Raw genomic sequence first — 24571 nt, forward strand, 5'->3', positions numbered from 1 at the left:
GATCGGAGGCGGCCGGTGCGACTCGGCGAGGTGCTCGACGTCATCGAACGGCTGCTGACCGAGAGTGGTCACCCGGAGATCGCGGCGGTCACCCGGTACGGCACCGACGTGGTGGCCGGCGGCCCGTCCCCGTCGGGCGTCCGGGTGCGGTACACCAGCGGCGCGGAAGCGTACCTCTGGGGTGCGGTCTGGCCCGGTGAGAACATCCTTCCGACGCCGGACGTGCTGCCCTGGCCGGCCCGCGCCGACCGGATCGCGGTGTTCACCGCCCGGTTGCTGGACGCCGCCCGCCCGGCGACGCTGAACGAGTGGCACGTGGTGGCGCTGGACGGCCTCGGCCCGTCCGGCGCGCGCGGCAAGGCGCCCCGGGGACTGCGGATCGTGGCGGCCGACGGCACCTCGGTGCTGCTGCGGGCCACTGCGGCGGGGGCGCCGATGCCCGAGCCGGCCCTCGACCCGTACCCGGAATGGACGGTCTAGGAGCCGGCCATCGACGCGCCCATGCCGTTGCCGGTGGCGAGATAGCCGGTGGCGGGCAGGCCGCCGGAGGCGGTCCGGGCGCCGTCCGTGCCGGCCGGGTCGGTGGACCCGAACGCGGTGCCCGGCTCCTGCCAGCTGTTGTTGTCCGCCTTCGACCCGGACGACAGCGACACCTCGCCCTGGTCGTTCTCCGCTGCGACGTTGCGGCGCAGCAGCGCCGGCGCGGTGCTCATCGCGAAGCCGAGCCCGGTGTTGCGGAACGCGGTGTTGTTGCCCAGCTCGATCGCCGCGACGCTGCCCTCGTCGACGAAGCCGTGCCCGTTGTTGCCCCAGGACGCGTTGTGCCGGACCCGGTGCGCGCCGGTGGCCGCCGGGCTGCCGCCGCCGAGCGCGAAGCCGTTCGCGCCGTTGCCGAACGACCAGGTGTACTCGACCGTGACAGCGCCGTCGAACGCCCCCAGGTTGACGCCGTCGCCGCCGTTGCCGAACGCCCGGTTGCCGCGCAGCCGGTTGCCCTCGCCGTCGCCGAACTGGACGGCCAGGCCGGAACCCCGGTTGTCGTAGAAGTCGCTGTCCAGCACCTGGTTCCCGGAGGTGCCGGCGTCGCGCAGCATCAGGCCGGCGCTGCCACTGCCGTGGATCACGAGACGCTGGAAGACGTTGCCGGTGCAGGACCGGCAGACGTACGCCTGATCGCGCGCCCCGGAGATCTCCAGGTCCCGGACCGTCCAGTGGGACGCCTCCTGGGTGATCGCCCACTTGCCGGCCGGGATCGCGGACGCGTCGATCACCGGCCGCTCGCCGCGGTAGCCGGTGAGCGTGACGCGCTGCGCGGCGGTGCCGCTCGTAGTAATCGTTATCGGGCTCGTCGGCCGGTAGGTGCCGCCCCGCAGCGCGATCGTCTGTCCCGGCTTCACCACCGAGACCGCCTTGCCGATCGTCGCGTACGGCCGGCCGGCGCTGCCGTCGCCGCCGTCGTCGCCGCCCGGCGCGACGTAGATGTCGGCCCTGGTCGCGGCCGGTGGGTTCGCCTTCGCCGAGGATGCCGCCGACGGCGCGGCGGAGGCGCTCGGACTCGCCGCCGCGGAGGGACGGATCGAGACACGCGCCGACTCGGTGGCGGCCGGCGGGGCGATCGCCGCCGGGGCTTCCGGCTCGGCCGGCTCGTGCAGAACCGCGTAGGCGAAGCCGCCGCCGGCCGCCACCGTCACCGCGGTCGCCATCGCCAGCGCCTTCTGCTGCACCAGCGCGGAGACGTTCGCGACGATGCTCATCGCGGCCGGCTGCACCGCGGCGCTGCCGCTGTGCAGGGCGGCCTGGACCGCCGCGGTGAGCGCGGCCGGCACCGGCAGCAGCGTGACGCCGAGCAGCAGGCGCTCCGGCGAGACCAGGCCGGCCTGGTGGACGTGGCACTTCGGGCAGTCGCGCACGTGCCGGGCCAGGCGTTTGCGCCACAGCGAGTCGGTGCTGCCGTCCCAGACCCGGACCGTGTCCGCCAGCTCCGGGCACATCGGACGCGCTCGCAGCGCCCGGACCACGCCACGGGCCAGGTCGAGCTGCGCCTTCATCCGCTGCACCCGGACCGCGGCGTGTTTCGGCTTCACCGCGAGCGCGGCGGCCAGCTCGGCGCGGCTCAGGTCGCCGCGGGCCTCCTGCCACCAGAGCGCGAGCAGCTCACGGTCGCTCTCCTCCAGCCAGCGGCCGGCCTCGGCGAGCTCGCGCCGCTGGTCGGCGACGACCAGCTCGGCGGTGGTCCGCTCGGCGAAGTCGCCGAGCGGGTCGGGCACGTCGACCGGCTCGGTGTGGCGGCGGGCCAGGGTCATCTTCCGGGAGCGCAGATACATCTGGACCCGGCGGTACGCGATCGCGATCAACCATGATCGAAATCGGTCGGGTTCCCTGAGGGAACAGAGGCTGCGGATGGCCTGGAGCATGGTGTCCTGCACCAGGTCGTCGACGTCCGGATGCCCGTTCAGCGCGCGGCCGACGATGTTGTAGATCAGCGGCAGATACCCGGTGATCAACTGGTCGAGGGCGCCGACGCTCCCGTCCTGCGCGGCACGGACCAGAGCACTGTCGGGCGCGGTCGCAATCTGACTCTCCGTCACGATCCGCTCTTCTCTGCTGGTCCTTGGCCTCGACATGGTCACACGCTGTGACATCGCTCCATCGGGCCGTATCGTGGCACAGGATTTCCGGCGCTGTAAAGTTCGCGTTTCCGAGAAACCTGTTATCCCGCAGGTCGTCGCGCATCTACCGGATGTGAGCGTTCCCAGTTGTTGTCGTACCCCCGGCATAGGCTGCGGTCGTGAGGGGCGAGCCGAGCATCCTGCACGTCGACCTGGACGCGATGTTCGCCGCGGTCGAGCAGCGCGACAAGGTGTCGTTGCGGGGCAGACCCGTGGTCGTCGGCGGCGTGGCGGGCCGTGGCGTGGTGTCCACCGCGTCCTACGAGGCGCGGGCCTTCGGCGTGCGCTCGGCCATGCCGATGGCGCAGGCCCGGCGACGCTGCCCACCCGGTACGGCGTATCTGTCGCCCCGGTTCGCGGCGTACAAGCGGACCAGCCAGGTGGTGATGGCGTTGCTGGCTGAGGTGACACCGCTGGTCGAGCAGGTGAGCATCGACGAGGCGTACCTCGACCTCACCGCCGCTGACCACGACCTGACGCCGCGTGGGATCACCGAGCTGGCCCTCCGCCTCAAACGCGACATCGCGGACGCCACCGGCGGGGTCACCGGCTCGATCGGCGCCGCGTCCTCCAAGCTGCTCGCCAAGATCGGCTCCGAGCTGCGCAAACCCGACGGCCTGACGGTGGTCCCGGCCGGCGAGGAGCTCGCGGTTCTGCACCCCCTGCCGGTGGGCGCGCTCGGCGGTGTCGGTCCGGCGACCGAGCAACGACTGCACCGCTCGGGGGTACGGTCAATCGGCGACCTCGCGAGAATCCCCCTCGACGACCTCGTCGACTGGTTCGGCGTGGCGCACGGCAACGGGCTGTTCCGGCTGGCCCGCGCCGAGGACAACCGTCCCGTGGTGAGCGAGCGGGAGGCCAAGTCGGTCTCCGCCGAGGAGACGTTCGACGTCGACCTGGCCGACCCGGCCCGCCTCAACCGGGAGCTCGATCTGCTCGCCGCCCGGGTGGCCGGCCGGCTGCGAGCCGGCGGGCTGACCGGCCGGACCGTCAACATCAAGGTCCGGCATCCCGACTTCACGACAGTGACCCGGGCGGTGACCCGCGACCAGCCGACCGACGACGGCCGCCTCGTGGCCCAGCTGGCCCGGCGGTTGCTGGCCGAGGTGGACACGTCGGGCGGGGTCCGGCTGCTCGGGGTGGGCGTGTCGACGCTGGCCGACTTCGCCCAGGACGACCTGTTCTCGACGGGGCTGCTGGACGGGTTCTTTCCGGGGTTCGCCGAGCCCTCCGCGGGGCCGGCGGGGCCTGCTGAGCCCGTTGGGCTTGCCGGGGGTGCCGGGGCTGTGGAGCCCGCTGGGTTCGCCGGGCCCGTGGAGCCCGCGGGGCTTGCCGGGGCTGCCGGGCATGTCGGACATGCGGGGAGTGTCGGCCTTGCTGGGCCCGGCGGCGATGCGGTGTCCGAGCCCGTGATGAGCGCGGCCGGCGAGTCGCCGGCTGGTCCGGTGTCGCCGGCTGGCCCGGGCTCGTCGGCGGTTGCTCTCGTTGGTGGTGGTGTGGCGGCGGCTCCAGGCGATGACTCCGTTTCGGTCGTTACGCCCGGAACGGGTGTGGCGACGTCCGCTACGGGTGTGGAGCCGATTCCGGTGTGGCGGCCGGGCCAGGACGTGCGGCACGACGAGCACGGGGCCGGCTGGGTGTGGGGCAGCGGGCTGGGCCGGGTGACGGTCCGCTTCGAGGGGCCGCGCACCCCGCCCGGCCCGGTGCGCACGTTCGCCGTCGACGACCCCCGCCTCCATCCGGCCGACCCGCCGGATTGGAAGCAGGCCTGACCGCTGCCCGCCCGATTGGAAGCAGGCCTGACCGCTGCCCGCCCGATTGGAAGCAGGCCTGACCGCTGCCCACCACCAGGGCCGGGCCGCCGTCGGCGCGAACCGTTGTCACTCAGCGTGTCGGCATCCGCGGTCAACGTCGCGCTTTTTGGAAACCCGCGGACGCCCCAGGCCCCACAGAATGACGCAGACCCCACAGCGCTCACGGTCTACCGGCGACCGACCGTGACACCCGGCCGAATCGGCGCACTACCGGGCCGCGGGTCTGGCCAACAGTGTCAGGCTTGACTGCTTCGGGCCGCCGGGGGTGGAGGCAGCCCTGACCCCGCAGGGCCGGAAGCCGGCCCCACCGCGCAGGGCCGGGAGGCCGGCCCCACCCCGGCGGGCCGGAGCCGGCCCGGCCCCTGCGGAGCACCGGATCGGAGGCCGGCCCCCACCCTGCCGGGCCCACCCTGCCGGGCTATTTGCCGGCGGCGGCGGTCGCTCGTTCGGCCAGGCGGCGGAGCAGGGGCGGGGTGTCGAAGGCGTCCAGCTCGACCTCGACGAAGACCGGGCGGTTCGAGCCGGTCGCGGCGGTCAGGGCCTTGGTCAGCTCGGTGCCGGTGGCCGCGTGGTGGTAATCGGTGTCCGGCCCGGCGAACGCGGCCACCACGGCACGCCAGTTCCAGTCGGCGACGTCGTTGTAGCCGGCGTTCGGGCTCTGCAGCGCCCGCTCGATGGTGTAACCCCGGTTGTTCAGCAGCAGGATGATCGGGCGCAGGCCGGCCGCGACGATCGTGCTCAGCTCCTGGATGGTCATCTGCGCGGCGCCGTCACCGATCACCAGGACGGGCCGGCGGTCCGGGTCGGCGAGGCCCTGACCGAGGACGGCCGGTAGCGCCCAGCCGATCGAGTTCCAGATGGGCTGGCCCAGGAAGACGGTGTCGTCCGGGAGTCGCAGTGCCAGCGCGCCCCAGTAAGAGGTGCCGGTGTCGGCGACCAGGGCGTGGCCGGCGGGGAGCCAGGCTTGCATTTCGTGCCAGAAAGTGTCCTGCGTCAGGATCGCTGTATCCGACATTTCGGAAATATCGGATCGGGCGGTGGGGATTGAGGGGACGCCGCGGGCGGCGGCGCTGGGGGCGAGGACTTCGGCCAGGGCTGCCACCGCGTCCGGGAACAGGACGTTCTCGAAACGGGTCGTGCCGATCAGCGCGGCCGTGGGCAGCAGCTGGACCGTCCGGGCGTCCGGGCGGCGGTGGGTGAAGAAGCCGGTCAGCTCGGCGGTCAGGGCCGTGCCGAGATGCAGCACCACGTCGGCTGAGTCGATCATCGAAGCCGCCGGTCCGTCGAGCATGTCGCCCGCGTAGAGCCCGAGGTTGCCCGGGACGCCCTCGTCGATCACGCCCTTCGCGGAGAGTTGAGCGGCCACCGGGATCCCGGACCGTTTCGTCATCTCGGTCACGAGAGGGCTCAGCCCGTACCGGGAAATCAGCTGTCCCACCAGCATGATCGGCCGTACCGCGGGGGTGAGGAGCTCGCGCACCGCGGCGCGGAAGCGTTCGACGGCGGCCGGGTCGGACGCGGGGGTGAGGCGTTCGCGCAGCGGCGCCGCCGGGATGCGGTGCAGCGCGAGATCCTGCGGGACGCTCAGGTAGACCGGCTTGCGGTGGGTGAGCGCGGCGAGCAGCACGGCGTCGATCCGGGCGCCCGCGTCGGCTGCGGTCACCGTCGCTTGCGCGACAGTCACTTCGGCGTACGCCCGAGCGAAGTGCCCGAATTCTCCGTCGGCGAGGGTGTGATGCACGAGGGCGCCGCTCGCCACGGTCGTGGTGCGCGGGGAGCCCACGACGTGCACGACCGGGGAGTCCTCGGCGGCGCTGCCGGCCACCGCGTTGATCGCGGAGAGCTCGCCCACCCCGTACGTGGTGAAAAGCGCGCTCAGGCCGCGCCGCCGCGCGTAGGCGTCCGCCGCGTAGCCCGCGCCGAGTTCGTTGGGCGAACCGACCCAGCGCAGGCCTTCGACGGTTGCCAGGCCGTCGAGGAGGTTGAGGTTGAAGTCGCCGGGTACGCCGAACAGATGCTCCACTCCGGCTTGGCGGAGGCGAAGTCCGAGGTACTCGGCAACGGTGACGGTCCCATCCAAGTCGATCATGGCGAATAGCGTCCGCATGGAGGACAGGATGCACAACCGAGGCCCGAAAGAGTGGGCAACTTGTACATCGGAAAGATCGTTTCGTGGCGCGTGGATGTGCGAATGGTGCACGGCGCGGGGGTTGATCCATATCGCCGAATATGGGCGTGTTGGCAAGGTGCAGGCCGGGGAGTAGGAACAGTCAGGGAGGACTTTCGATGACCGCTGTTGCGCCTCGTCCCGTGCAGGCCCGGCCGTGGCCGGTCCGGCGTCCGATCCGGGGCTCCTGGCTGGCTCGCACCATCCGCACCACCGACGCGAAGCAGATCGGGATCATGTACCTGGTCACGTCCTTCGCCTATTTCGTGGTGGGCGGCCTGATGGCGCTGATCATGCGCGCCGAGCTGGCCCGGCCCGGCATGCAGGTGCTCTCCCCGGAGCAGTACAACCAGCTCTTCACCATGCACGGCACGATCATGCTGCTGCTCTTCGCGACGCCGATCGTCTTCGCGTTCGCGAACTTCGTGGTCCCGATCCAGATCGGCGCGCCGGACGTGGCGTTCCCCCGGCTGAACGCGTTCGCCTACTGGCTCTACCTGTTCGGCGGGCTGATCGCGGTCGGCGGCTTCCTGGTGCCGGGCGGCGCGGCCGACTTCGGCTGGACGGCGTACACGCCGCTGAGCGGCGGGCAGCACTCGCCGGGCGTGGGCGGCAACATGTGGGTGGTCGGCCTCGCGATCTCCGGTCTGGGGACGATCCTCGGCGCGGTCAACATGATCACCACGATCATCTGCCTGCGGGCGCCCGGCATGACCATGTTCCGGATGCCGATCATGACGTGGAACATCCTGCTCACCAGCGTGCTGGTGGTGCTGGTCTTCCCGTTCCTGGCCGCCACGCTCTTCGCGCTCGGCGCCGACCGGATCCTGGGTGCGCAGGTCTTCGACGTGAACACCGGCGGCCCGATGCTCTGGCAGCATCTGTTCTGGTTCTTCGGCCATCCCGAGGTCTACATCATCGCGCTGCCGTTCTTCGGCATCATCACCGAGATCGTCCCGGTCTTCAGCCGCAAGCCGGTCTTCGGTTACAAGACCCTGGTCGCCGCCACCATCCTGATCACGATGCTGTCGATGAGCGTGTGGGCGCACCACATGTTCGCCACCGGCCAGGTGCTGCTGCCCTTCTTCAGCCTGCTCAGCTACCTGATCGCGATCCCGACGGGGATGAAGTTCTTCGTCTGGATCGGCACCATGTGGCGGGGGCAGATCACCTTCGAGTCGCCGATGCTGTGGGCGATCGGGTTCATGGTGACATTCCTGCTCGGCGGGCTCACCGGCGTGCTGCTGGCCGCGCCGCCGATCGACTTCCAGGTGCACGACAGCTACTTCGTGGTGGCGCACTTCCACTACGTGCTGTTCGGGACGATCGTGTTCGCGGTCTTCGCCGGCATCTATTTCTGGTTCCCGAAGATGTTCGGCCGGATGCTCGACGAGCGGCTCGCCAAGATTCACTTCTGGCTGACCTTCATCGGCTTCCACATGACGTTCCTGGTGCAGCACTGGCTGGGCGCCGAGGGCATGCCGCGGCGGTACGCGGACTATCTGGCGTCCGACGGGTTCACGTTCCTCAACATGTTCTCCACGGTCGGCGCGTTCATCCTCGGCATCGCCACGCTGCCGTTCATCTACAACGTGTGGATCTCGCACAAAGCCGGGGCGGTGGCGACCGCGGAAGACCCGTGGGGCCACGGCAACTCGCTCGAATGGGCGACGTCGAGCCCGCCGCCGCTGCGCAACTTCGACCGGATGCCCCGGATCCGGTCCGAGCGGCCGGCGTTCGACGCCAAGTTCCCGCAGCTTGCCGCCGGTAAGCAGTCGGCAGCGGGTCCGCCGGAGGGCGGGGCGCGGCCGCTGACCGAGGAATCCACCGGCGGCGCGAGCTATCCGGAGGACCGATCGGATCGTTGATTCGAACGGTGATGCGGTGGTCTATCCCTTTTGCCGGTATGCGCTCATAGTGAGTCGTCCATGCGCCTGCCGTAGCTGACAAAGGGTGCATCGCGATGAGAGATCGGACATCTTCCCCACCCGGAAGGCACACACATGCCGATCGTTCGTCGCCCCATCCCGCTGCCCCGCCGACGGCGCGCGGCGGAGACCGCAACAGCCGCCGTCGTGGCCGCACTCGTCGTACCGGCGGTGCCCGCCGCGGCGGTGACGACCGACTGCCGGACCGCCGCGTTCACCGCCCGCTCGCAGGCCGACCTCGCCAAGATCTCGGTACTGGACCCCGGTCCGCTGCACCGTGACCTGCCCGCGCTCGCCGACGTCCGGCTCGGCTCCGCGCGCGGGGAGGCCGACAGCGGCGCCAAGCTGCACAAGGCCGTCGCCACCGCCCGGTACGCCGACGCGAAACTGCTCGGCATCTCCACCGGACAGGCGTCCGCCATCGCCACGGCGCCGCGCAGCAGAGGGCCGGCCAGCATCGACCTCGCCGCGGTCGGCGTGGCGGGGCTCGGCGTCGTCAAGTCGGGCACCGCCACGGCGGAGGCCAACTGGGAGGACGCGTACCGGTGCGGCAAGACCGGGCCGCTCACCCGCTCGGCCACCATGCTCGCCGGGCTGTCCGTGCTCGGCGGCAAGCACGGCGCGCCGGTCCTGCACGCCGTCGACGACGTGACGCACATGTCGCAGAAGACCAGCCTGCTGCGGGTCGGGCCGAGCGGCTCCACGCAGAGCGCCACGGATCTCGTACGGATCAAAGGCGGTCAGGTCGGCGTACGCGCCGGCGCCGGCGCCGCCCTGGGCGACCTGAGCCTCTTCGCGGGCACGCCGCACGAGATCGGCATCAAGGTGGTCAACCAGGCGACGCTGGAGGTGGTCGCCGCCGCCGATCAGCACAGGTCCAGGGTCGACTACAAGCCGGCGGTGCTCAAGGTCAGCTCCGGCGGCAAGCAGGTCAGCATGCTGAAGGATGCCGGCGCCGACGTCTCGCTCGGCGTGGACGGCTCGCTGAGCCTCCCCGGCGGGCACCACGAGAAGTCCGGGATCGCCGTGCGGGTCTCCGTCGGGCAGCCCACCTCGGACATCGGCAAGCGCACCGTCAGCGCCGAGGCCGCCACGCTGCGCGTCGAGGTGACGGTCGGCAAGGCACATCTGCTCGACGTGGCGCTCGGATACCTTTCGGTCAGCGCGTGTGCGCCGGGTGGCGCTGCGTCGTCCCGCGACAATGACCGTGACGACCGTGACCGTGACGACCACGGGCCGGGGCCGTCGTCGTCCTCGTCCCGGTCGTCGTCCTGGCCCGGGGGGTCGTCGTCCGGCGGCTCTTCCTCGGGAGGCTCCTCCTCCGAGGGCCCGCTCGGCTCGTCGCCGGGGGATTCGGCCTCGGCTTCGCCGTCGGCCTCTGCTTGGCCTTCGGGGTCGGCCTCGCCGTCGGGATCGACCTCGGCTTCGCCGTCGGTTTCGGTCAAGCCGGTCGCCCTGGGTGAGCCGCTTCCGGGCAACGGGGGTACGGGTGGCGGAGCGCTCGCGTTGACCGGCGCCAACGTGGCTGTGCTGGGGATCGGGGGAGCCGCGCTGGTGCTGTTCGGGGTGGTGGCGCTGATGCTGGGCCGCCGTCGCCGGAACGTCTCGGGAAGCTGATCAGGGTTACTCCGGTGACGCGATCCCGGCCGGTCCGGCTCTCCGGGCCGGTCGGGACGTGCGGCTGTGCGGGCCGGTCGGGTCGTGCGGCTGTGCGGGCCGGTCGGGTCGTTCGGCCCATGATCACTAGGCCGGGCGGCTGTCCGGCGCTTCCGGGGCGTCGCCCTAAACTGGAACCGTGCAGCCGCAGAACATCCCGTCCCGCGACTCGATCCATCGGGCGGCGGCCGAGTTGTTCGTCCGCGACGGTTACTCGGGCACCACGGTGCGTGGCATCGCGGCGGCCGCCGGCTGTGACCCGGCCCTGGTGATCCGCCACTTCGGATCCAAAGAGGGCCTCTTCCTCGCCACTGTGTCGGTCTCCAGCGAGCTGCCCCGGATCCTCGCCGGGCCGATCGAGTCGATCGGGCGGGAGCTGGTCCGCTTCGTGCTGGACGCGTCGGACACCGCGGTGGCCGGGATCTACCGGGCGATGCTGACCGCTTCTGATCGGCCCGAGATCAAACAGCGGCTGCGGTCGTCGATGCACGACGTCTTCGTCGGCCCGCTCGCCGACCGGATCGGCGGCGCCTTCCCGGAACTGCGTGCCCGTCTCGTCGCGGCACAGTTCGCCGGCCTGATCAACGCGTACTGGCTGGTCGCTGATCCGGTGCTGAGCCGCGCCGACCGGCCGGCGATCGTCGCGCTCTACGGAGACGCGATCCAGCGGCTGCTAGACAGTGACGACCCCGTCGCCGGAGAAGCCTGAGCCCCAGCCGGTGCATCCGCGCCGCGTTCCGGCCGCCGGTCGCGGTCCCCTCGTCGGCCACGATCCGTCCGTCCGCAGCCGTGATTCCCTCGTCGGCCACGATCTGTCCGTCTGCGGCCGCAGGCGGAGCCGTTTGACCGCCTTCTCGCGAGATTTCGGGAATGTCGGATGTGCTCATTCCCGGCTGGCCGAACCGCCCCAGCAGCCGCCCGCGCGGGCGAGGCAGCGGGGTCTCACCGGATTGCTCCAGCCGCCCGGGCCGGCGGGACAACCGGGACCCGCCGGATCGCGCCAGTCGCCCGGACTGCCTCGGCTGGCCGGGCGCTTCGGGCGTGCTGCTGGGGGCGTGTGCCTTTCGGGTGGGCTTCGGCTGGTGGCGGTGCTGGGCGAAGACCCAGCCGCGGAGCAGCACGTAACGAAGGCCCCCGATCAGGCTGCCGGTCAGCGCCAGGATCAGCGCCTCCTCCAGCGAGGTCGGGTGCGGCCCGGCGATGCCGGTGAACCATGGCGCGATGACGAGGTTCGCCAGGTAGACGGCGACCGAGGTGAGGCCGGCTTCCCAATGCAGCCGGGCGATCGCCGAGGTGGTGACGTTGAAGGTGACCCGGCGGTGCGCCTCGGTGTTCAGGGGCGTGATCGCGAAGAGGGCGATCCAACTGGCCCACGTCGCCGGGGCGATGCCGCGCACGCCCACGTAGACGAGGGTCTGCAGCACCGTGCTGAGGGCGCCCACCAGCATGAACCAGAGGAGCTGGCGGGGCAGGGTGGCGAGCCGTGGCATGACTGAGCGCTTTCGGACAGCAATGATTACCGTCGTAGTGTCAACATTGTTGACGGCCCTCGTCAACTATGTTGACGGCGTGACGCCGCTTACCCGTACCCCCGGGTCGTGATCTTTTGATCGTCGTGTTTTAGCTGGTCAGAAGCGGTTGCTGTGGAGCTCGCGGGGTGCGGGCGTGGCCACACTGCAACCTGTCCGTGATCGGACAGGCGCCGGATTCGCAGCGGGGGTACATACCTCTGCGGCGAGAGGAGTGCGGATGAGCGCGGGCAAGTGGTACGGCGTCGCCGGCACGGCCGTCGGCGAGTGGCGGGAGCGGCTGGTCGCTCTCAGTCACAGCCTGCACGACGAGCCGGAGGTGGCCTTCGCCGAGCACGCCTCGGCGGCCAAGCTGGCTGATCTGATGCGGTCAGCGGGGTTCAAGGTCACCGAGGGCGTCTGCGACCTGCCGACCGCGCTCACCGCGGAGTACGGGAACGGCGACCTGACCATCGGCCTGTGCGCGGAGTATGACGCGCTGCCCGGAATCGGTCATGGCTGCGGGCACAACGTGATCTGCGCGATCGCGGCGGGCGCGGCGATCGGGCTCAAGGCCGCCGCCGATCGGTACGGGTTCCGCGTCAAGCTGCTCGGCACCCCCGCCGAGGAGAGCGGTGGCGGTAAGCAGTTGATGGTGGAGCGCGGAGCGTTCGCGGACGTGACCGTCGCGATGATGGCGCATCCCGGGCCGATCGACACCGCCGGGGCGCGGGACAGCACCCAGGCGTGCACCCGGTTCGAGGTGACCTATCGCGGACGTCCGGCGCATGCGGCCGGAGCGCCGTGGGACGGGGTGAACGCGGCGGACGCGGCGACCGTGGCGCAGGTGGCGATCGGCCTGCTGCGGCAACAGGTGCCACCGAGCAACCGGATCGCCGGATTCGTCCGAAGTGGTGGGATGGTCACCAACATCATCCCGGAGGTCAGCGTGCTGGATTACGAGGTGCGCGCGCCCGATATTGATCGGCTTGACGCGTTGCGGCGGAGGGTCCGGGACTGTTTCACGGCGGGGGCGATGGCGACCGGGGCCGAGGTGTCGTTCCGGCAGACCGGGCCGGACTATGCGGACTTGCGGAACGATCCGTGGCTGATGGAGACGTATCGCTCCCATCTCGCGGATTTCGGGCGGACGGCGGTGGTCCTGCCGCCGGGGGCGAACAGCGCGTCCACCGACATGGGCAATGTCAGTCACCTGGTTCCGTCGATCCACCCGATGATCGCGCTGCGGGGCGCGGAGGCGATGCCGCACACGCACGAGTTCGCGGTGGCGGCGCGGACAACGGCCGCCGACGAGGCGGTGGTCGACGGCGCGAACCTGCTGGCCCGGACGGCGATCGACCTGGCCCGCGACACAACCCGCCGGGCGATGTACGTGGCAGCCCGCTGACGACGGCCGGGGTGGGCGCTGGACAGTCGTCCCACCCAAGCAGAGACCGCGTCACGGCCGGCGGGGCGCTACGGGCGGGTGGACAGGTAGTCGGTGAAGGTTCGGGTGGGAGTCCAGCCCTGACTTCGGGCCTTCTCCGTGTTCAGCACTACGGCCGTGGTCAGCTGCTCCACGGCGTACCGGGAAAGGGTTGCCTCCCGGCGCGTCAGGCGCGCCGCCAGGACCGACACCGCGGCGGCCGCGCGGACCGCCGGGATGGGCAGGTGCTGGACCGGGACGCCGCAGGCCGCGCTGATGACGGCGTCGCGCCGGTAGACGGGTTCGTCCGCGATGTTGTAGGCGCCCGGTTCCCAGCCGCGGGCGGCCAGGCAGGCGTCGGCGAGGTTCTCCACGGCGGTCAGGCTGAGCGGAATGTCCGGTCCGGGGAGCAGCGCCCGGCCGCCGCGGACGGCTCGGCTCAAGCGGGGGAGCAGGTGCGGGTCGCCCGGACCGTAGACGGCGCGGGGCCTCAGCACCACCGCGCCGGCCGTCAGGGCGAGGCGTTCGCCGGCTGCCTTGGTGCGACCATAAGCGGTCAGGCCGCCTAGCGGATGATCCTCACGGACGGGTTCCGGGCCGGCCGGGGCGTAGACGCTTGCGCTGCTCACCCAGACCACCGTCCGGGTGCCGGCGGATTCCAGCAGGCGGGCGGTGCCCTCGACGTTCACGGCGTGGAAGGCGGCTTCGGCGGCGCGGCCGGGCGGTGGGTCACCCACCGCTGCCGCGAGATGCAGCACGAGATCGGTTCCGGTCAGATCCGGTGGGGTACGGGTGGCGTCCCAGTACCGGTGCTCCCCGGCCGGCCCGGGTCGCCGCCCCAGGCAGACCACCGTGGCGCCGGCCGCGGCGGCAGCGCGCGCGACGACGCCACCGCAGAAGCCGCTGGCCCCGGTGACGGCGACCCGAAGCCCGTTCAGGGCGCGCCCGCGGTGGTGCGCGGCGGGGGTCATCGGGTGGGGGCCAGGATCAGGGCGGCCCAGCCGGGGAGAGCGCTTCGCCGATCGGGCCGGGCGCTGATCACCTTCGGACGGTACGGGGCCAGCGCGGCGAGGGTGTCGGCCATTTGGGCGCGGGCCAGGCGGGCGCCGGGGCAGGCGTGCGGCCCGGCGCCGAAGACCAGCTGGGCCACCTGGGGTGGCGCCGGCGCGGCGGGATCCGGGTCGGTGCGGTGGGCGTCCACGGCATGCCGGGCCACCAGGACCAGGCGGTCGCCGGCGTGGACCGGGCAGCCGGCGACGGTGCCGGACGCGGCGGCCACCCGGGGCAGCAACGGTGTCGGTGTCGTGGCCCGGAGCAGCTCGGTGACCAGGGAGTCGAGGGCGATCTCCGCGTAGGGCCAGAACCCGGCGTCGGCGCACCAGGCCGCCGCGCGGGGCAGCGCTGCCACCGTGGTGTTGATCGCCGCGACGGCGAGCATCGCGGCAAGCCCGCTGTCGTCGTCGTGCGGCCCGGCCGGTATGCCGGGATCGGCTGGCCGCGCGCCGGGAGAGGGCGGGGGATCGATCCGCTTGGCGGCAGAGACCAGGCTGCTGAGGCGGGCTGCCGCGGCCTCGGCGGCTTCGCGGGCACCGGGGCGGCGCGGGCCGGGCAGGTGTTCGCGGGCTCCGGCGGCCGCGGCGTCGCTCGCGACCGCGGCCAGGTCGCGACCGGAGACGTCCAGGTTCAGCATCGCGGCCGTTGTCGTGCCGGCCAGGTCCGCGGCGACGTCCACCAGGTCGATCGGGCGGCCCGTTGCCAGCGGCGCGAGCCGTTCGGCCAGCACCGCCATCCAGATCGGACGGAGCGTCGTCACGCCCTCCACGCTCAGGGCGTCGGCCAGCCCGCGGCGCGACGATCGGTGGTCGTCGCCCTCCTGGTCGAAGAGGAGACCGCCGCCGGTCAGCCGGCCCGCGGCGCCGCCGGTGGTGCCGTCGGCGGTGCGGTCCAGCGGCACCCGGAGCAGGCCGTCGAGGTAGGCGGTTCGGGAGTGGGCGAGGACGGTGCTGCCCAGGCGGGTGACCGGCCATCGGCGGGTCGCGGCGAGCAGCGCGAACAGCACCGGATGGCTGGCGAGGTAGACGCGCCGGTCACGCCGCCGTGCCCGGCGCATCCCGGCGCGGCCCGCCGGAACGCTGGGCGGGGGAGACGTGGGCGCCGAGGGAGAGGCGCGCGCGGGGGAGGACGCGGGCGGCGTGCTCGGGAAGGGGCCGGTCACCGGATGTGCACCTCGTCCGGCGTGGCGGGGTGCCAGCGACGATCCCAGTGCCAGAGCAGGGTCCGCCTCGGGCCCCACGCCCGCAACCGGCGCAGACTCGACTCGACGACCAGGTCCTCGGCCCGGACGATCCGGTCGGTGTGACGGCGGGCGCGATTGAGCAGCGTCACGTCCTCGGACCCCTCCTCCAGCGCCTCCCGCGCCGTGCCGCCGCAGCTCAGGTAGAGCCACGATGACATCGCCAGATTGTGACCGTGCACCAGGACGTACGGCGAGCGGAATCCGGCGGACCGGTGCGCGCGGCGGTGCCGGCCGTAGAGGGCGGCCAGCCGGACGGCCGCCGGGTAGAGGGTGCGCTCAGCCCAGGACGGGTGCTCGTCGCGGCGGGGGACGCTGCGCCCGCAGACCATCTCGGCCCCGCCGTCCAGGTACGCCCGTGCCGTCGCCACCCAGTCCGGTGCGGGCCGGCAGTCGGCGTCGGTGCGGGCCAGCTGGGTGGCGCCGGTGGCGATCGCGTGCCGGAATCCGGTGTCGGCGGCTGTTCCGGCGCCGGGGGCGGGTTCGGTGACGATGTCGATCGGGAACGGGGCCGTGGCGGCGAAACGGGTGACGATCGCGGTGGTGTCGTCGGTGGAGGCGTTGTCGGCGATCACCAGGCGGAAGCGGGTGTCGGACTGGGCGGCGAGCGCCTCCAGGGCGCCGGTGATCGACGCGGATTCGTTGAACGCGGGGATGACGACCGTGAAGGGGGTGCTCGCTTCGCCCATTCCCACGTCCGCGGGTTGAACCCGGATGGGGCGGGACGGTTGCGGTGCGGTCGGGGAGCTCATCCGCGTACTCCCGGGGGGAAGCCGGCGGCGAGCCTCGCCGCCGCGGCCCGGTCGGGTTTGCGGGAACGGCCGGCGAGCGGGACGGGGGTGAAGATCACGCGGTCGGGCGTGGCCGCGCCCATCCGGCGGAGAGGCTCGCGGAGGGCCGCGCGGACGGAATGGAGGTTGGCGCCGGGACTGGTTTCGATCAGGGCGACCAGCTGTTCGTCGCCGTCGCCCGCGGGGACGCCGACCAGGACGGCCAGGGAGACGCCGGGCACGTGAAGGGTGGGTTCGTAGAGGCCGGGATAGATGTTCTCGGCGCGGCGCAGGATCATGTCCTTGCTGCGTCCGGCGAGGACCACCCGGCGGCCGGCCAGGCGGGCTATGTCGCCGGTTTCGACCCATTCGTGCGGTTCGTTCCCCAGGTAGCGGTCGCACACGCCGGCCCCGGCCAGCAGAAGCTGCCCGGTGCCGGCCCCATCGGGTGGCGTGAGATGGCCGGCGGCGTCGGGTGGCAGGAGGCGGGCGCGCACGCCGGGCAGCAGGTCGCCGACGAGGTCGCCGGGCTCGTCGAACGCGGTCTTCGCGGTCGCCTCGACGGCGGCCGCGGGGAAGACCTCGGTGAGCGCGTAGACGCACCACGCCTCGTCCGCCCCGGCCGCCCGGACCCGGCTGAGCAGCGGGGCGGAGACCGGAGCCGATCCACTGTAGACGCGCCCGGTGAGCGGGACGCCGGCGTCGAGCGCGGACCGCAATTGCGGCGGTGTCAGATATGTCGCCTGCGGGCGCAGCGTGCGGGCCTGCTTCGCCAGGGGCCTCGGGCGGCGGGCCGGCAGGGCTACCGGAGCGCCCGTGGCCAGCGCCGGGAGCATCACGAAGAAGGTTCCGCCGAGGATGGGCAGATTCGGACGAGGCCTCACCAGCTCGGTCACGGCACTGAGTCCCGCAGCCAGGCCGGCGCGGGTGTGCACGACGGCTCGGGGGCTGCTCGTGGTGCCCGACGTGAAGATCACGACCGCGTCGCCGTCGCCCTCGTAAGCCGGTGGCGGAGCGCCGTCCACCAGCTCCAACGCGGGTGCGTTGCCCGGCAGGCGGCGGCCGGCGGTCACCGTGGGCGCCAGCGACGTGAGGTCCGGCAGGGCGAGCCCGGCGCGGCGGGCGAGCGGCGCCGCCCACGTCGCGACGGCTTGCGCGGCCGCGTCCGCGACAATCAATTTCGGCTTCGCGAGCGCCAGGCGGGCGGTGAGCACGTCGGGTCCGGCATGCGGGTCCAGGACCGCCACGCGCAGACCCATCCGGTACGCGGCCAGCAGCGTCGCCAGGGCACGCGGACCGGGCCGCACCGCCACCCCGAGGGTGTCACCGGCCCGCAGCCCTCGCGCGTGCAGCGATGTCGCATAACGATCACGCAGCTCGGCCAGCTCGCCACGACTCAGCGTGCCTCGCCCGGCGATCAGCGCCGGGGTGTCGTCGCCGGGCCGCAGACCGGCGTTCAGCTCGTCGATGGTCATCGCGGATCCGGGGTGAGCGGGCCACTGCCCCGGTCGAGGTACCACTTCGCGGTCCGCAGCACGCCGTAGGCGCGGATCCGCCGCGTCGAGTTCTCCACCACCATGGTCCGGCTGCGGGCGATCGACGCCGTGGCGCCGCGAACCCGATTCAGGAACAGCCGATCGGTCGGCGAGGGCCGCCGGGGCATCCCGCCGCACGCCTCGTAGAGCGACGCGGTGATCGCCATGTTGTTGCCGGCGTGCATCCGGTACGGCGCCAGGTATCCGCTGCTCCGGTGTGCCGGGCGCAACCGGCCGAAGAGCGCCGCGAGGCCGACCAGCCCGGCGAAGAAGGCCCGCCCGGCCGGACCGTGCTCGTCGCGGCGGGCGGTGATCCGGCCGCACACCATCCCGGCGCCGCCGTCCAGCGCGGCCTGCGCGGCGGCCACCCATCCCGGGCGGGGAAGGCAGTCGGCGTCGGTCCGCGCGATCCGTGTCGCGCCGGCCGCGATGGCGTGCCGGAACCCGGTGTCGACAGCGCAGCCGACACCCTTCTCGGGCTCGATGATCACGTGTACCGGGAACGGCGCGCAGGACTGGAACGCGCGCACCACGTCCGCCGTGCCGTCGGTCGAGCCGTTGTCGACGACGAGCAGCGTGAAGCCGGTGTCGGTCTGTGCCCCGAGCGCGTACAGGGTGGCGCTGATCCGGGCCGTCTCGTTGTAGGCGGGTACCACCACCCACAGGCTCACGACAGCTCCCAGACCATGGTCATGACGCTGACGCCGCCGCCGAGCCCGACGAACAGCACGCGGTCGCCCGGCGTCAGCGTGGGGTGGATCCGGGCCAGCTGGACGCCGAGCGTGGCGCTGGCCATGTTGCCGAGACCTGTCACGGTGATCTCCAGCTTGTCCCGCGGCACGCCGGTGACCTCGACGAACCGTTCCAGGTACGGCAGCGTCACCTGATGGACCAGGACCTTGGCGTAATCGGTGTGCTCCAGGCCGGTGCGGCTGCGGACCCGGTCCAGGATGCCGGCGCCGACCTTCTCGAAGACGCTGCGCAGGCGGTGCCCGTCGCCGGTGAAGTAGGTGTGCTCGTCGCCGCGCGGATGCCGGGAGCCACCGCCCGGGATGCCGCCGGCCGTCCAGTGTTCGGAGTGCGTCTCGGTGTCGATGTCCAGGATGCCGCCGCGGCCGACGGGTTCCACGACGACTGCCGCTCCGGCGTCGCCGAACGTGTACCCGGCGAACGACCGGCGGGCGTCGGCCAGGCCGGTGGCCGGTCGCATCGCCCGGGTCGGGGTCTCGCCGGTCACCACCAGGGCGCGCCGGGCCCGGCCGGCCAGGATCATCGACCGGGCCAGGTCGATGCCGTTGACGAAGCTGTTGCAGGCGTTGGTGACGTCGAGCGCGTGCGCCCGGCTGCCGAGCGCGGCCTGCACGATGTGCGCGGTGGCCGGCTCGACCATGTCCCGGCTGGCCGAGGCGAACAGCAGCAGGTCGATGTCGAGCGGATCGAGATCGGCGTCGGCGAGGGCGGCCCGGGCGGCGCGCAGGCCCAGCGTGGAGGCGTACTCGTCGGCGGCCGCGATCCGCCGCCGCTCGATGCCGGTGAGCCGGGCGAACAGGCCGCGCCCGAGCCGTGCCGAAACCCGTTCCTGCAGCTCGGCCGTGGTGACTTCGTGCTCCGGCAGGTGCGCGCCCACTCCGGTTATGCCGACCCGCATCTGGTGCGCCAACCCCCGTCAGTCGATCTTCAGCCGGCCGTCAGCTGACCAAAGGGGTTCATTGTGCGGCCCCGCGGGAAAGACGTCCATTCGGCTGTTCCGGCGAGGTGCTGCTCGATCATTCGGTGACGGCTGCTCGATCACCCGGTGAAGCTGGAGAGCACCACGGTGAGCTGAGGCAGGGCGCCGATCCAGGCGTCCCGCGCGGTGCGCCATTCGATCAGGTACGCCTCCGCGCCGCTCTCCACCACCCGGTGCAGCCCCCGCATCACCACCGCGTCGGGGTTCAGGAACGTGTACTCCCAGACCGCCCCGCCGGCCGACGGCAGCGCCTCGATCCGCAGCCGCCGGTACGCCGGAAACGCGATGTCCCGCTCCTCGGCGAGCAGACCGGCCACCATGTCCCGGGTCGAGCCCTGCCACCGGCTGATCCGCAGGCTCGCCTCGCCGATCGGGTCGGCGAACGAGACCACGCCGTCGGCGAGCGGATCCGGTTTCCAGCCGTCCGGCACCGCGACCCGGAAGCCGCTCGGATCGGTCCACCAGCTGAAGTCCTCCGGCAGCACTGTCGCGGCCGGCGACGGCGGCGACTGGGCGCTGCCGGTGTCCCGGTGGGTGCTCGCGGCCACGGTGGTGAGCAGGGCCAGCAGGGCGATCACCACGGCGGCGGCGGAGAGGCGGTGCCGCAGCGCGGGGCGGGCGGGTTCGGCTGGCTCGTCGACGGATCGGCCGAAGTTCTCTCCCGGGGCCGGGCCGGGGACGGGGTTTCCGGCCGGTACCGGGTTCTCGGCGAGCGCGGGGCTGTCGGCGAGCCCGGAACCGCCGGCGGCGAGCCCGGGGCCGCCAGCGGGCTCGGGGCCGGCGGGCATCGGGCTTCCGGTGACGGCGGCTCGTTCGGCGGCGGTCGGTTCATGGGTGGGCTCGGGCAGGCCGCGGCGCAGCCACCGCGGCGGCCACCAGCGGTTGCCGGACCGGGGGCGTTTCGCCCCGGCCACCTTGCGCAGCTTCGCCTCCAGCTCGGTGACGCTCAGCCGGCTGGACGGGTCGCGGCGGAGCAGCCCGGCCAGGATCGGGGCGAGCGGGCCGGCCAGGCTGGGCGGGTCCGGTTCGGTGTCGGCGAGGTCCCGCAACACCTCGGTCGTGCTGGACCGCAGGTACGGCGGGCGGCCCTCCACCGCGTGGTAGAGCGTGGCGCCGAGCGACCACAGGTCCGAGGCGACCGTCGAGGAGTGCTCGAAGAGGCGCTCCGGCGCGATGTATTTCGGGGAGCCGAGCACCACCCCGGTGTCGGTGAACGCCTTGATCCCGGCGGTGGTCACCGCAGGGCCAAAATCGGTCAGCACGATCCGGCCGTCGTCGCCGACGAGAACGTTTCCCGGCTTGACGTCCTGGTGCAGCAGGCCGGCGTCGTTCGTGGCGACCAGCGCGGCCAGCACGGCGAGACCGATCCCGGCCACCCTGGCCGGCGGCAGCGGGCCCTCGGACTCGATGATCTCCAGGAGCGAGCGGGACGGTACGTACTCCATCACGACCCACGGGCCGGCTTCGTCGGGGTAGACCTCGAAGGTGTGGATCAGGTTCGGGTGGCGGACCCGGGCGGCGGCCCGGGCCTCGGGGAACACCCACTCGCGGATCACGTCGCGCTGTGCCGGGGTCAGGCCCTCGGGAAGTGTGCACTGCTTGATGGCCACCTGGAACGGGACACCGGCACGGTCGTCGGTGGCGAGCCAGACGCGGCTCATCCCACCGTGCGCGAGCGGGCGGACGACGCGGTAGCGGTCGGCGACGACCTCTCCCACCGGAACCATGCCGTCCCCTCGTTTGTGGACGTTCACAGGAGCGCTGTCGACGCTACTGGACGCAAGTCGCAGTGCGACTGTCGGATTTCTGGTGATGCGTGACGATAGTGATCACTCGACCGAAGTGATGGGTGGGCGTAACGTCTGCGGTGAGGTGACCCTCGGCGATATTTCGATTATTCACTGTAATCAAACTCGGGCATCGCGAGAAGTGGCTGGGGTGGGAGATCATGCGCGCAACTGGGCGGATGCTGCAATGGCTGGCCGTCCCGATCTTTTGCGCCGCCCTGCTCACCGGTGGCTCCCCCGTTCGGGGCGGACATCCTCCGTTGACAGAGAATTCAACAGTCCACGTCCAGCATGTGAGACAGTCGGCCGCTGACCTCGCGGTGCGCCTGCAGGCGCTCTTCGGCCAGCACTCGGTGCTCGCGGCCGACGCGATGCGCAGCCGGATCCGCGGCGACGACGACTTCGTGCAGGCCGCGGACGCGGCGCTCGGCCGTAATACGGACGCGATGACCGATCTGATGGGTCAGCTGTTCGGACCCGACATGGTGGCCGCGTTCGGTCCGATGTGGTCGGGTCACGTGGTGGAGCTGGTCGCCTACGCCAGCGCGGTCGCCGGACGCGACGACGCCTCCCGGGAGGACGCCCGGGCGGAACTCGTCGAGTACGAACGCAAGCTGAGCGAGCACCTGGCCGGGCTCTCGGACGGCCGGCTCGACCAGCCGGCCGTTCACCACGCCCTCGCCGCGCACATCGAGCACCTCACCGAGCAGGCGGACGCCTATGCGGCGGAGGACTACGCCGCTGCGGACCGGGTCTACCGGGACGCCTACCGCCACCTCTACGACGTCGGGCTGGTCCTCGCCGACGGGCTGCTGCCGGTCCGCGACCGGGCCGAGCTGCGTGAGCCGGTGTGGCGGCTGCGGTCCCAGCTCGGCCGGGTGCTGGCCGAGCACGTGGTGCTGGTCGAGCACGTGACCCGGGCGGCGGTGGCGAACACGCCGGACTTCGACGCGGCGGCCGCGATGGTCAACGCGAACACGAAGGATCTGGTGGCAGCGATGTCGGCGCTGTTCGGGACGGACGTCGCCGGGGACTTCGGCAAGATCTGGGGCGATCACATCGAGTCGCTCGTGGCCTACAGCGGGGCGCTCGCGGCGGGAGATCAGGGTGCGCAGGCGCGGGCCAAGGACGAGCTTCGGGGGTACGAGCGGAGGATCGCGGAGTTCTTGAGCGCTGCCACCGGCGACCGGCTGACGTCCGAGCGGCTCGCGACGGCGTTCGCCGGGCACGACGGGATGCTGCTGAGGCACGCGGACGCCTTCGCGGCACGGGACTACGCGACGGCGCATGACATCGCCCATGCGGTCTACGAGCACGGGTTCGACCTGGCGCGCGAGCTGGCGGACGCGTTCGGGGAGACGGTCGCGGCCGCGCTGCCACGCGGCGGGGCGCAGACCGGGTACGGCGGGCTGGCCGTTGGCGGATAGGACGGGGGACTCCGGCATCGCACCGGGCTCGCGTGCTTTACGCGCGCGGCGTGGTGGGAGTGTCTGGCGGACGGCGGGGAGCGTATGCGCGTACCTCTGCGTGGTTGTCGTGGTGGGGGCGCCGGAAGCGCCGCGCCCGGAAGGACCACCGCCGGTGATCGCGCGGGAACCGATCCGGGCTGACCGATTCCGGTCCGAGAGCGGGACCGTCGGCGTCGCGGAGCCGGTCCGGCTGCGCATCCCGCAGCTCGGCGTGCGCAGCTCACTGCAGCGGCTCGGGGTGCTGACCGACGGGACGATCGCGGTGCCGGACGATCCCGGCGTGGCCGGCTGGTACGCGGACGGGCCACGCCCGGGACAACCCGGACCTGCGGTCGTTCTCGGACATGTCGACTCGCGAACCGGGCCGGGGATCTTCGCGAGGCTGGCCGGGGTGGCAGCCGGGACATCGGTGCTGGTGGATCTGGCCGACGGGACGACTGTGACGTTCCGGATCAGTGCGGTGTCCCGGGTGTCGAAAGAGGAGTTCCCGACCGCGCTCGTCTATGCGCCGACGCTCGACGCGGCCCTGCGATTGGTGACCTGCGGTGGTGAATTCGATGAGAGGCGGGGGAGCTATCGGGACAATGTCATCGCGTATGCCGAGCTCGTCTGAACGGCGATTCGCGGCCGTCGCCACGGTCGTCTCGCTCGCCGTGCCCGCGCCTGTTCCGACCGCGATCCCGGCCGCCGTGCCTGCGCCTGTTTCGGCCGCGATCCCGGCCGCCGTGCCCGCGCCTGTTTCGGCCGCCGTGCCGGCGCCGGTTCCGCTTCCGGTGGCCGGGGTGTTCGCCGGCGAGTCCTCGACGACGCTCGTGGTGGACCTCGGCGCCGACGGGCCGGGCGCGGTCACCGTCACGCGCAACGGCGTCCCGCAACCCGCCCGCATCGAGCCGGTGCTCTCCCCGGAGCTCGCTGTGACGTTCGTGGTCGATTCGTCGGCGGCCGGCGCCGCGGCCCTGCCCGGCTGGCTCAGCGCCGACGCCCGGTTCGCGCTCGGACTTCCGGCCGGGGCCCGGGCCGCCGTCGTGGCCGACCGGGCGCCGGCCACCCTGGTCGCCGCGCCGCAGCAGGGACCGTCCGGAATCGTGCGGGCGCTGGGGGCGATCCGGCCCGGCGGGGATCGCGACACCCAGCGGGCACTGTCCCTGGCCCGGGCGCAATTCCCGGACGCCGAAGCCGGTCGCCGAGTCGTTTTGCTCTGTACCGGCGGCATAGGCGTGGGTGAATTGCCACCCGACGCCGTGGCGTCGGAGTTCCAGCGAGCCGGCGTGATTCTCGTGGTGGTCGGCCGCGGACCCTATTGGGCGTCGGCGACCGCCGGAACCGGTGGATTCCTCGCGCCGGCCGGGGAACCCGGAGTGGCGCCGGCGCTGGACCAGGTGGAGGAGGTGCTGGCGGGCCGTTACCTGGTGCGATTCCCGACGCCGTCCGACGCGGGAGACGTGGTGGTCACCGTGGACGGTGGTCAGGTCGTGTACCGCGGGGAGGCGTTCGTCGACCCGCCCGCGCCGGGACGGCAGTGGTGGTGGTTCGCGCTGCCGGCCCTCGTGATCGTGGTGATCGCGCTGGCCCTGTTCAGCCGGTTCCGGCGGCGCCCGGAGCCGGCTGCCTCAGTTGTGGATCCGCCGGCGGTTCCATGGGCGGACCCGGCGGCGGCGGCGGACCCGGCACCGGCGGCGGACTCGGGGTCGGCGGCGGACTCGATGAGGCCGGCGCCGCGGGGACGCGCCACCGTGATCCCGCGGAGGCCCGGCCCGTAGCCACCGACCGGGCGTGGGGATTTCCGGTGCGGACCGCGCCCGAAGTCAACACGTAGACCG

At 72.5% G+C, this 24571-nt stretch carries 18 protein-coding genes and 1 pseudogene; 9 read left to right on the plus strand and 10 right to left on the minus strand.

What is annotated here, in order from left to right:
• The first annotated feature begins 15 nt into the window (after positions 1–15).
• Positions 16–480, plus strand: a complete 465-nt coding sequence (locus AB0F72_RS33660; protein WP_360440065.1) for a hypothetical protein — start codon at positions 16–18, stop codon at positions 478–480.
• Here AB0F72_RS33660 and AB0F72_RS33665 read toward each other — a convergent pair.
• The gene (locus AB0F72_RS33665; protein WP_360440068.1) at positions 477–2588 is read right to left on the minus strand and encodes a sigma-70 family RNA polymerase sigma factor; all 2112 of its coding nucleotides are present in this window, start codon (positions 2586–2588) and stop codon (positions 477–479) included. The two genes, AB0F72_RS33660 and AB0F72_RS33665, sit on opposite strands and share 4 nt — an antisense overlap.
• A 200-nt stretch (positions 2589–2788) precedes the next feature.
• On the opposite strand from AB0F72_RS33665, the gene AB0F72_RS33670 reads away from it, so the two are divergent.
• Positions 2789–4441, plus strand: coding sequence for a DNA polymerase IV (locus tag AB0F72_RS33670; RefSeq protein WP_360440071.1), 1653 nt, complete (start codon positions 2789–2791; stop codon positions 4439–4441).
• Between the two features lie 460 nt (positions 4442–4901).
• On the opposite strand, the gene AB0F72_RS33675 is transcribed toward AB0F72_RS33670, so the two are convergent.
• On the minus strand, positions 4902–6572 hold the full coding sequence (locus tag AB0F72_RS33675; protein WP_360440074.1) for a thiamine pyrophosphate-binding protein: 1671 nt from the start codon (positions 6570–6572) through the stop codon (positions 4902–4904).
• Positions 6573–6769: 197 nt separating this feature from the next.
• Between AB0F72_RS33675 and ctaD the strand changes: the two genes are divergently transcribed.
• The 3 genes from ctaD (at position 6770) to AB0F72_RS33690 (ending at position 10943) form a co-directional block, all read left to right on the plus strand.
• Entirely contained in the window at positions 6770–8518 is a 1749-nt protein-coding gene (ctaD, locus tag AB0F72_RS33680) for a cytochrome c oxidase subunit I (protein WP_360440077.1), read from the plus strand.
• Between the two features lie 135 nt (positions 8519–8653).
• Positions 8654–10195 carry a hypothetical protein gene (locus AB0F72_RS33685; protein WP_360440080.1) on the plus strand — a complete coding sequence of 514 codons (1542 nt, stop codon included), beginning with the start codon at positions 8654–8656 and terminating at the stop codon, positions 10193–10195.
• 178 nt (positions 10196–10373) lie between these two features.
• Positions 10374–10943, plus strand: a complete 570-nt coding sequence (locus AB0F72_RS33690; protein ID WP_360440083.1) for a TetR family transcriptional regulator — start codon at positions 10374–10376, stop codon at positions 10941–10943.
• A 400-nt stretch (positions 10944–11343) separates the two neighbouring features.
• Here AB0F72_RS33690 and AB0F72_RS33695 read toward each other — a convergent pair.
• Positions 11344–11724: pseudogene (locus AB0F72_RS33695) on the minus strand (GtrA family protein); the annotation flags it as partial.
• Positions 11725–11983: 259 nt separating this feature from the next.
• On the opposite strand from AB0F72_RS33695, the gene AB0F72_RS33700 reads away from it, so the two are divergent.
• Entirely contained in the window at positions 11984–13150 is a 1167-nt protein-coding gene (locus tag AB0F72_RS33700; RefSeq protein ID WP_360440086.1) for a M20 family metallopeptidase, read from the plus strand.
• Between the two features lie 68 nt (positions 13151–13218).
• Here the strand turns inward: AB0F72_RS33700 and AB0F72_RS33705 are convergent, their stop codons facing one another.
• From AB0F72_RS33705 to AB0F72_RS33735, 7 genes are all read right to left on the minus strand, one after another.
• Entirely contained in the window at positions 13219–14139 is a 921-nt protein-coding gene (locus tag AB0F72_RS33705) for an NAD-dependent epimerase/dehydratase family protein (RefSeq protein WP_360440088.1), read from the minus strand.
• Positions 14136–15383, minus strand: coding sequence for a cytochrome P450 (locus tag AB0F72_RS33710; RefSeq protein ID WP_360440090.1), 1248 nt, complete (start codon positions 15381–15383; stop codon positions 14136–14138). The genes AB0F72_RS33705 and AB0F72_RS33710 overlap by 4 nt, the downstream gene beginning before the upstream one ends.
• Entirely contained in the window at positions 15380–16150 is a 771-nt protein-coding gene (locus AB0F72_RS33715) for a glycosyltransferase family 2 protein (RefSeq protein ID WP_360440093.1), read from the minus strand. The genes AB0F72_RS33710 and AB0F72_RS33715 overlap by 4 nt, the downstream gene beginning before the upstream one ends.
• 59 nt (positions 16151–16209) lie before the next feature.
• Positions 16210–17706 carry a class I adenylate-forming enzyme family protein gene (locus AB0F72_RS33720; protein WP_360440096.1) on the minus strand — a complete coding sequence of 499 codons (1497 nt, stop codon included), beginning with the start codon at positions 17704–17706 and terminating at the stop codon, positions 16210–16212.
• Complete coding sequence (locus AB0F72_RS33725; protein WP_360440098.1) at positions 17703–18437, minus strand: glycosyltransferase family A protein; 735 nt, start codon at positions 18435–18437, stop codon at positions 17703–17705. Before AB0F72_RS33725 ends, AB0F72_RS33720 begins: the two co-directional genes overlap by 4 nt.
• Complete coding sequence (locus tag AB0F72_RS33730; RefSeq protein WP_360440101.1) at positions 18434–19414, minus strand: 3-oxoacyl-[acyl-carrier-protein] synthase III C-terminal domain-containing protein; 981 nt, start codon at positions 19412–19414, stop codon at positions 18434–18436. Before AB0F72_RS33730 ends, AB0F72_RS33725 begins: the two co-directional genes overlap by 4 nt.
• A gap of 140 nt (positions 19415–19554) precedes the next feature.
• Complete coding sequence (locus AB0F72_RS33735) at positions 19555–21222, minus strand: serine/threonine-protein kinase (RefSeq protein ID WP_360440104.1); 1668 nt, start codon at positions 21220–21222, stop codon at positions 19555–19557.
• Between the two features lie 353 nt (positions 21223–21575).
• Here AB0F72_RS33735 and AB0F72_RS33740 point away from each other — a divergent pair, with 353 nt between their 5' ends.
• The 3 genes from AB0F72_RS33740 (at position 21576) to AB0F72_RS33750 (ending at position 24511) form a co-directional block, all read left to right on the plus strand.
• A complete protein-coding gene (locus tag AB0F72_RS33740; RefSeq protein WP_360440107.1) occupies positions 21576–22709 on the plus strand; it encodes a hypothetical protein in 1134 nt (377 codons plus the stop codon).
• Between the two features lie 154 nt (positions 22710–22863).
• The gene (locus tag AB0F72_RS33745; RefSeq protein WP_360440110.1) at positions 22864–23364 is read left to right on the plus strand and encodes a class F sortase; all 501 of its coding nucleotides are present in this window, start codon (positions 22864–22866) and stop codon (positions 23362–23364) included.
• A complete protein-coding gene (locus AB0F72_RS33750; RefSeq protein ID WP_360440113.1) occupies positions 23348–24511 on the plus strand; it encodes a hypothetical protein in 1164 nt (387 codons plus the stop codon). The genes AB0F72_RS33745 and AB0F72_RS33750 overlap by 17 nt, the downstream gene beginning before the upstream one ends.
• Positions 24512–24571 lie beyond the last annotated feature (60 nt).

The sequence above is a fragment of the Actinoplanes sp. NPDC023936 genome (assembly GCF_040639325.1).
In the GTDB taxonomy this organism is placed as follows: Bacteria; Actinomycetota; Actinomycetes; order Mycobacteriales; family Micromonosporaceae; genus Actinoplanes.

Coding starts and splice junctions, on each gene's coding strand:
- AB0F72_RS33675 (WP_360440074.1), bottom strand. CDS start 6,572: ATGATCGACTTGGATGGGACCGTCACCGTTGCCGAGTACCTCGGACTT.
- ctaD (WP_360440077.1), top strand. CDS start 6,770: ATGACCGCTGTTGCGCCTCGTCCCGTGCAGGCCCGGCCGTGGCCGGTC.
- AB0F72_RS33685 (WP_360440080.1), top strand. CDS start 8,654: ATGCCGATCGTTCGTCGCCCCATCCCGCTGCCCCGCCGACGGCGCGCG.
- AB0F72_RS33700 (WP_360440086.1), top strand. CDS start 11,984: ATGAGCGCGGGCAAGTGGTACGGCGTCGCCGGCACGGCCGTCGGCGAG.
- AB0F72_RS33705 (WP_360440088.1), bottom strand. CDS start 14,139: ATGACCCCCGCCGCGCACCACCGCGGGCGCGCCCTGAACGGGCTTCGG.
- AB0F72_RS33715 (WP_360440093.1), bottom strand. CDS start 16,150: ATGGGCGAAGCGAGCACCCCCTTCACGGTCGTCATCCCCGCGTTCAAC.
- AB0F72_RS33720 (WP_360440096.1), bottom strand. CDS start 17,706: ATGACCATCGACGAGCTGAACGCCGGTCTGCGGCCCGGCGACGACACC.
- AB0F72_RS33730 (WP_360440101.1), bottom strand. CDS start 19,414: ATGCGGGTCGGCATAACCGGAGTGGGCGCGCACCTGCCGGAGCACGAA.
- AB0F72_RS33735 (WP_360440104.1), bottom strand. CDS start 21,222: ATGGTTCCGGTGGGAGAGGTCGTCGCCGACCGCTACCGCGTCGTCCGC.
- AB0F72_RS33750 (WP_360440113.1), top strand. CDS start 23,348: ATGCCGAGCTCGTCTGAACGGCGATTCGCGGCCGTCGCCACGGTCGTC.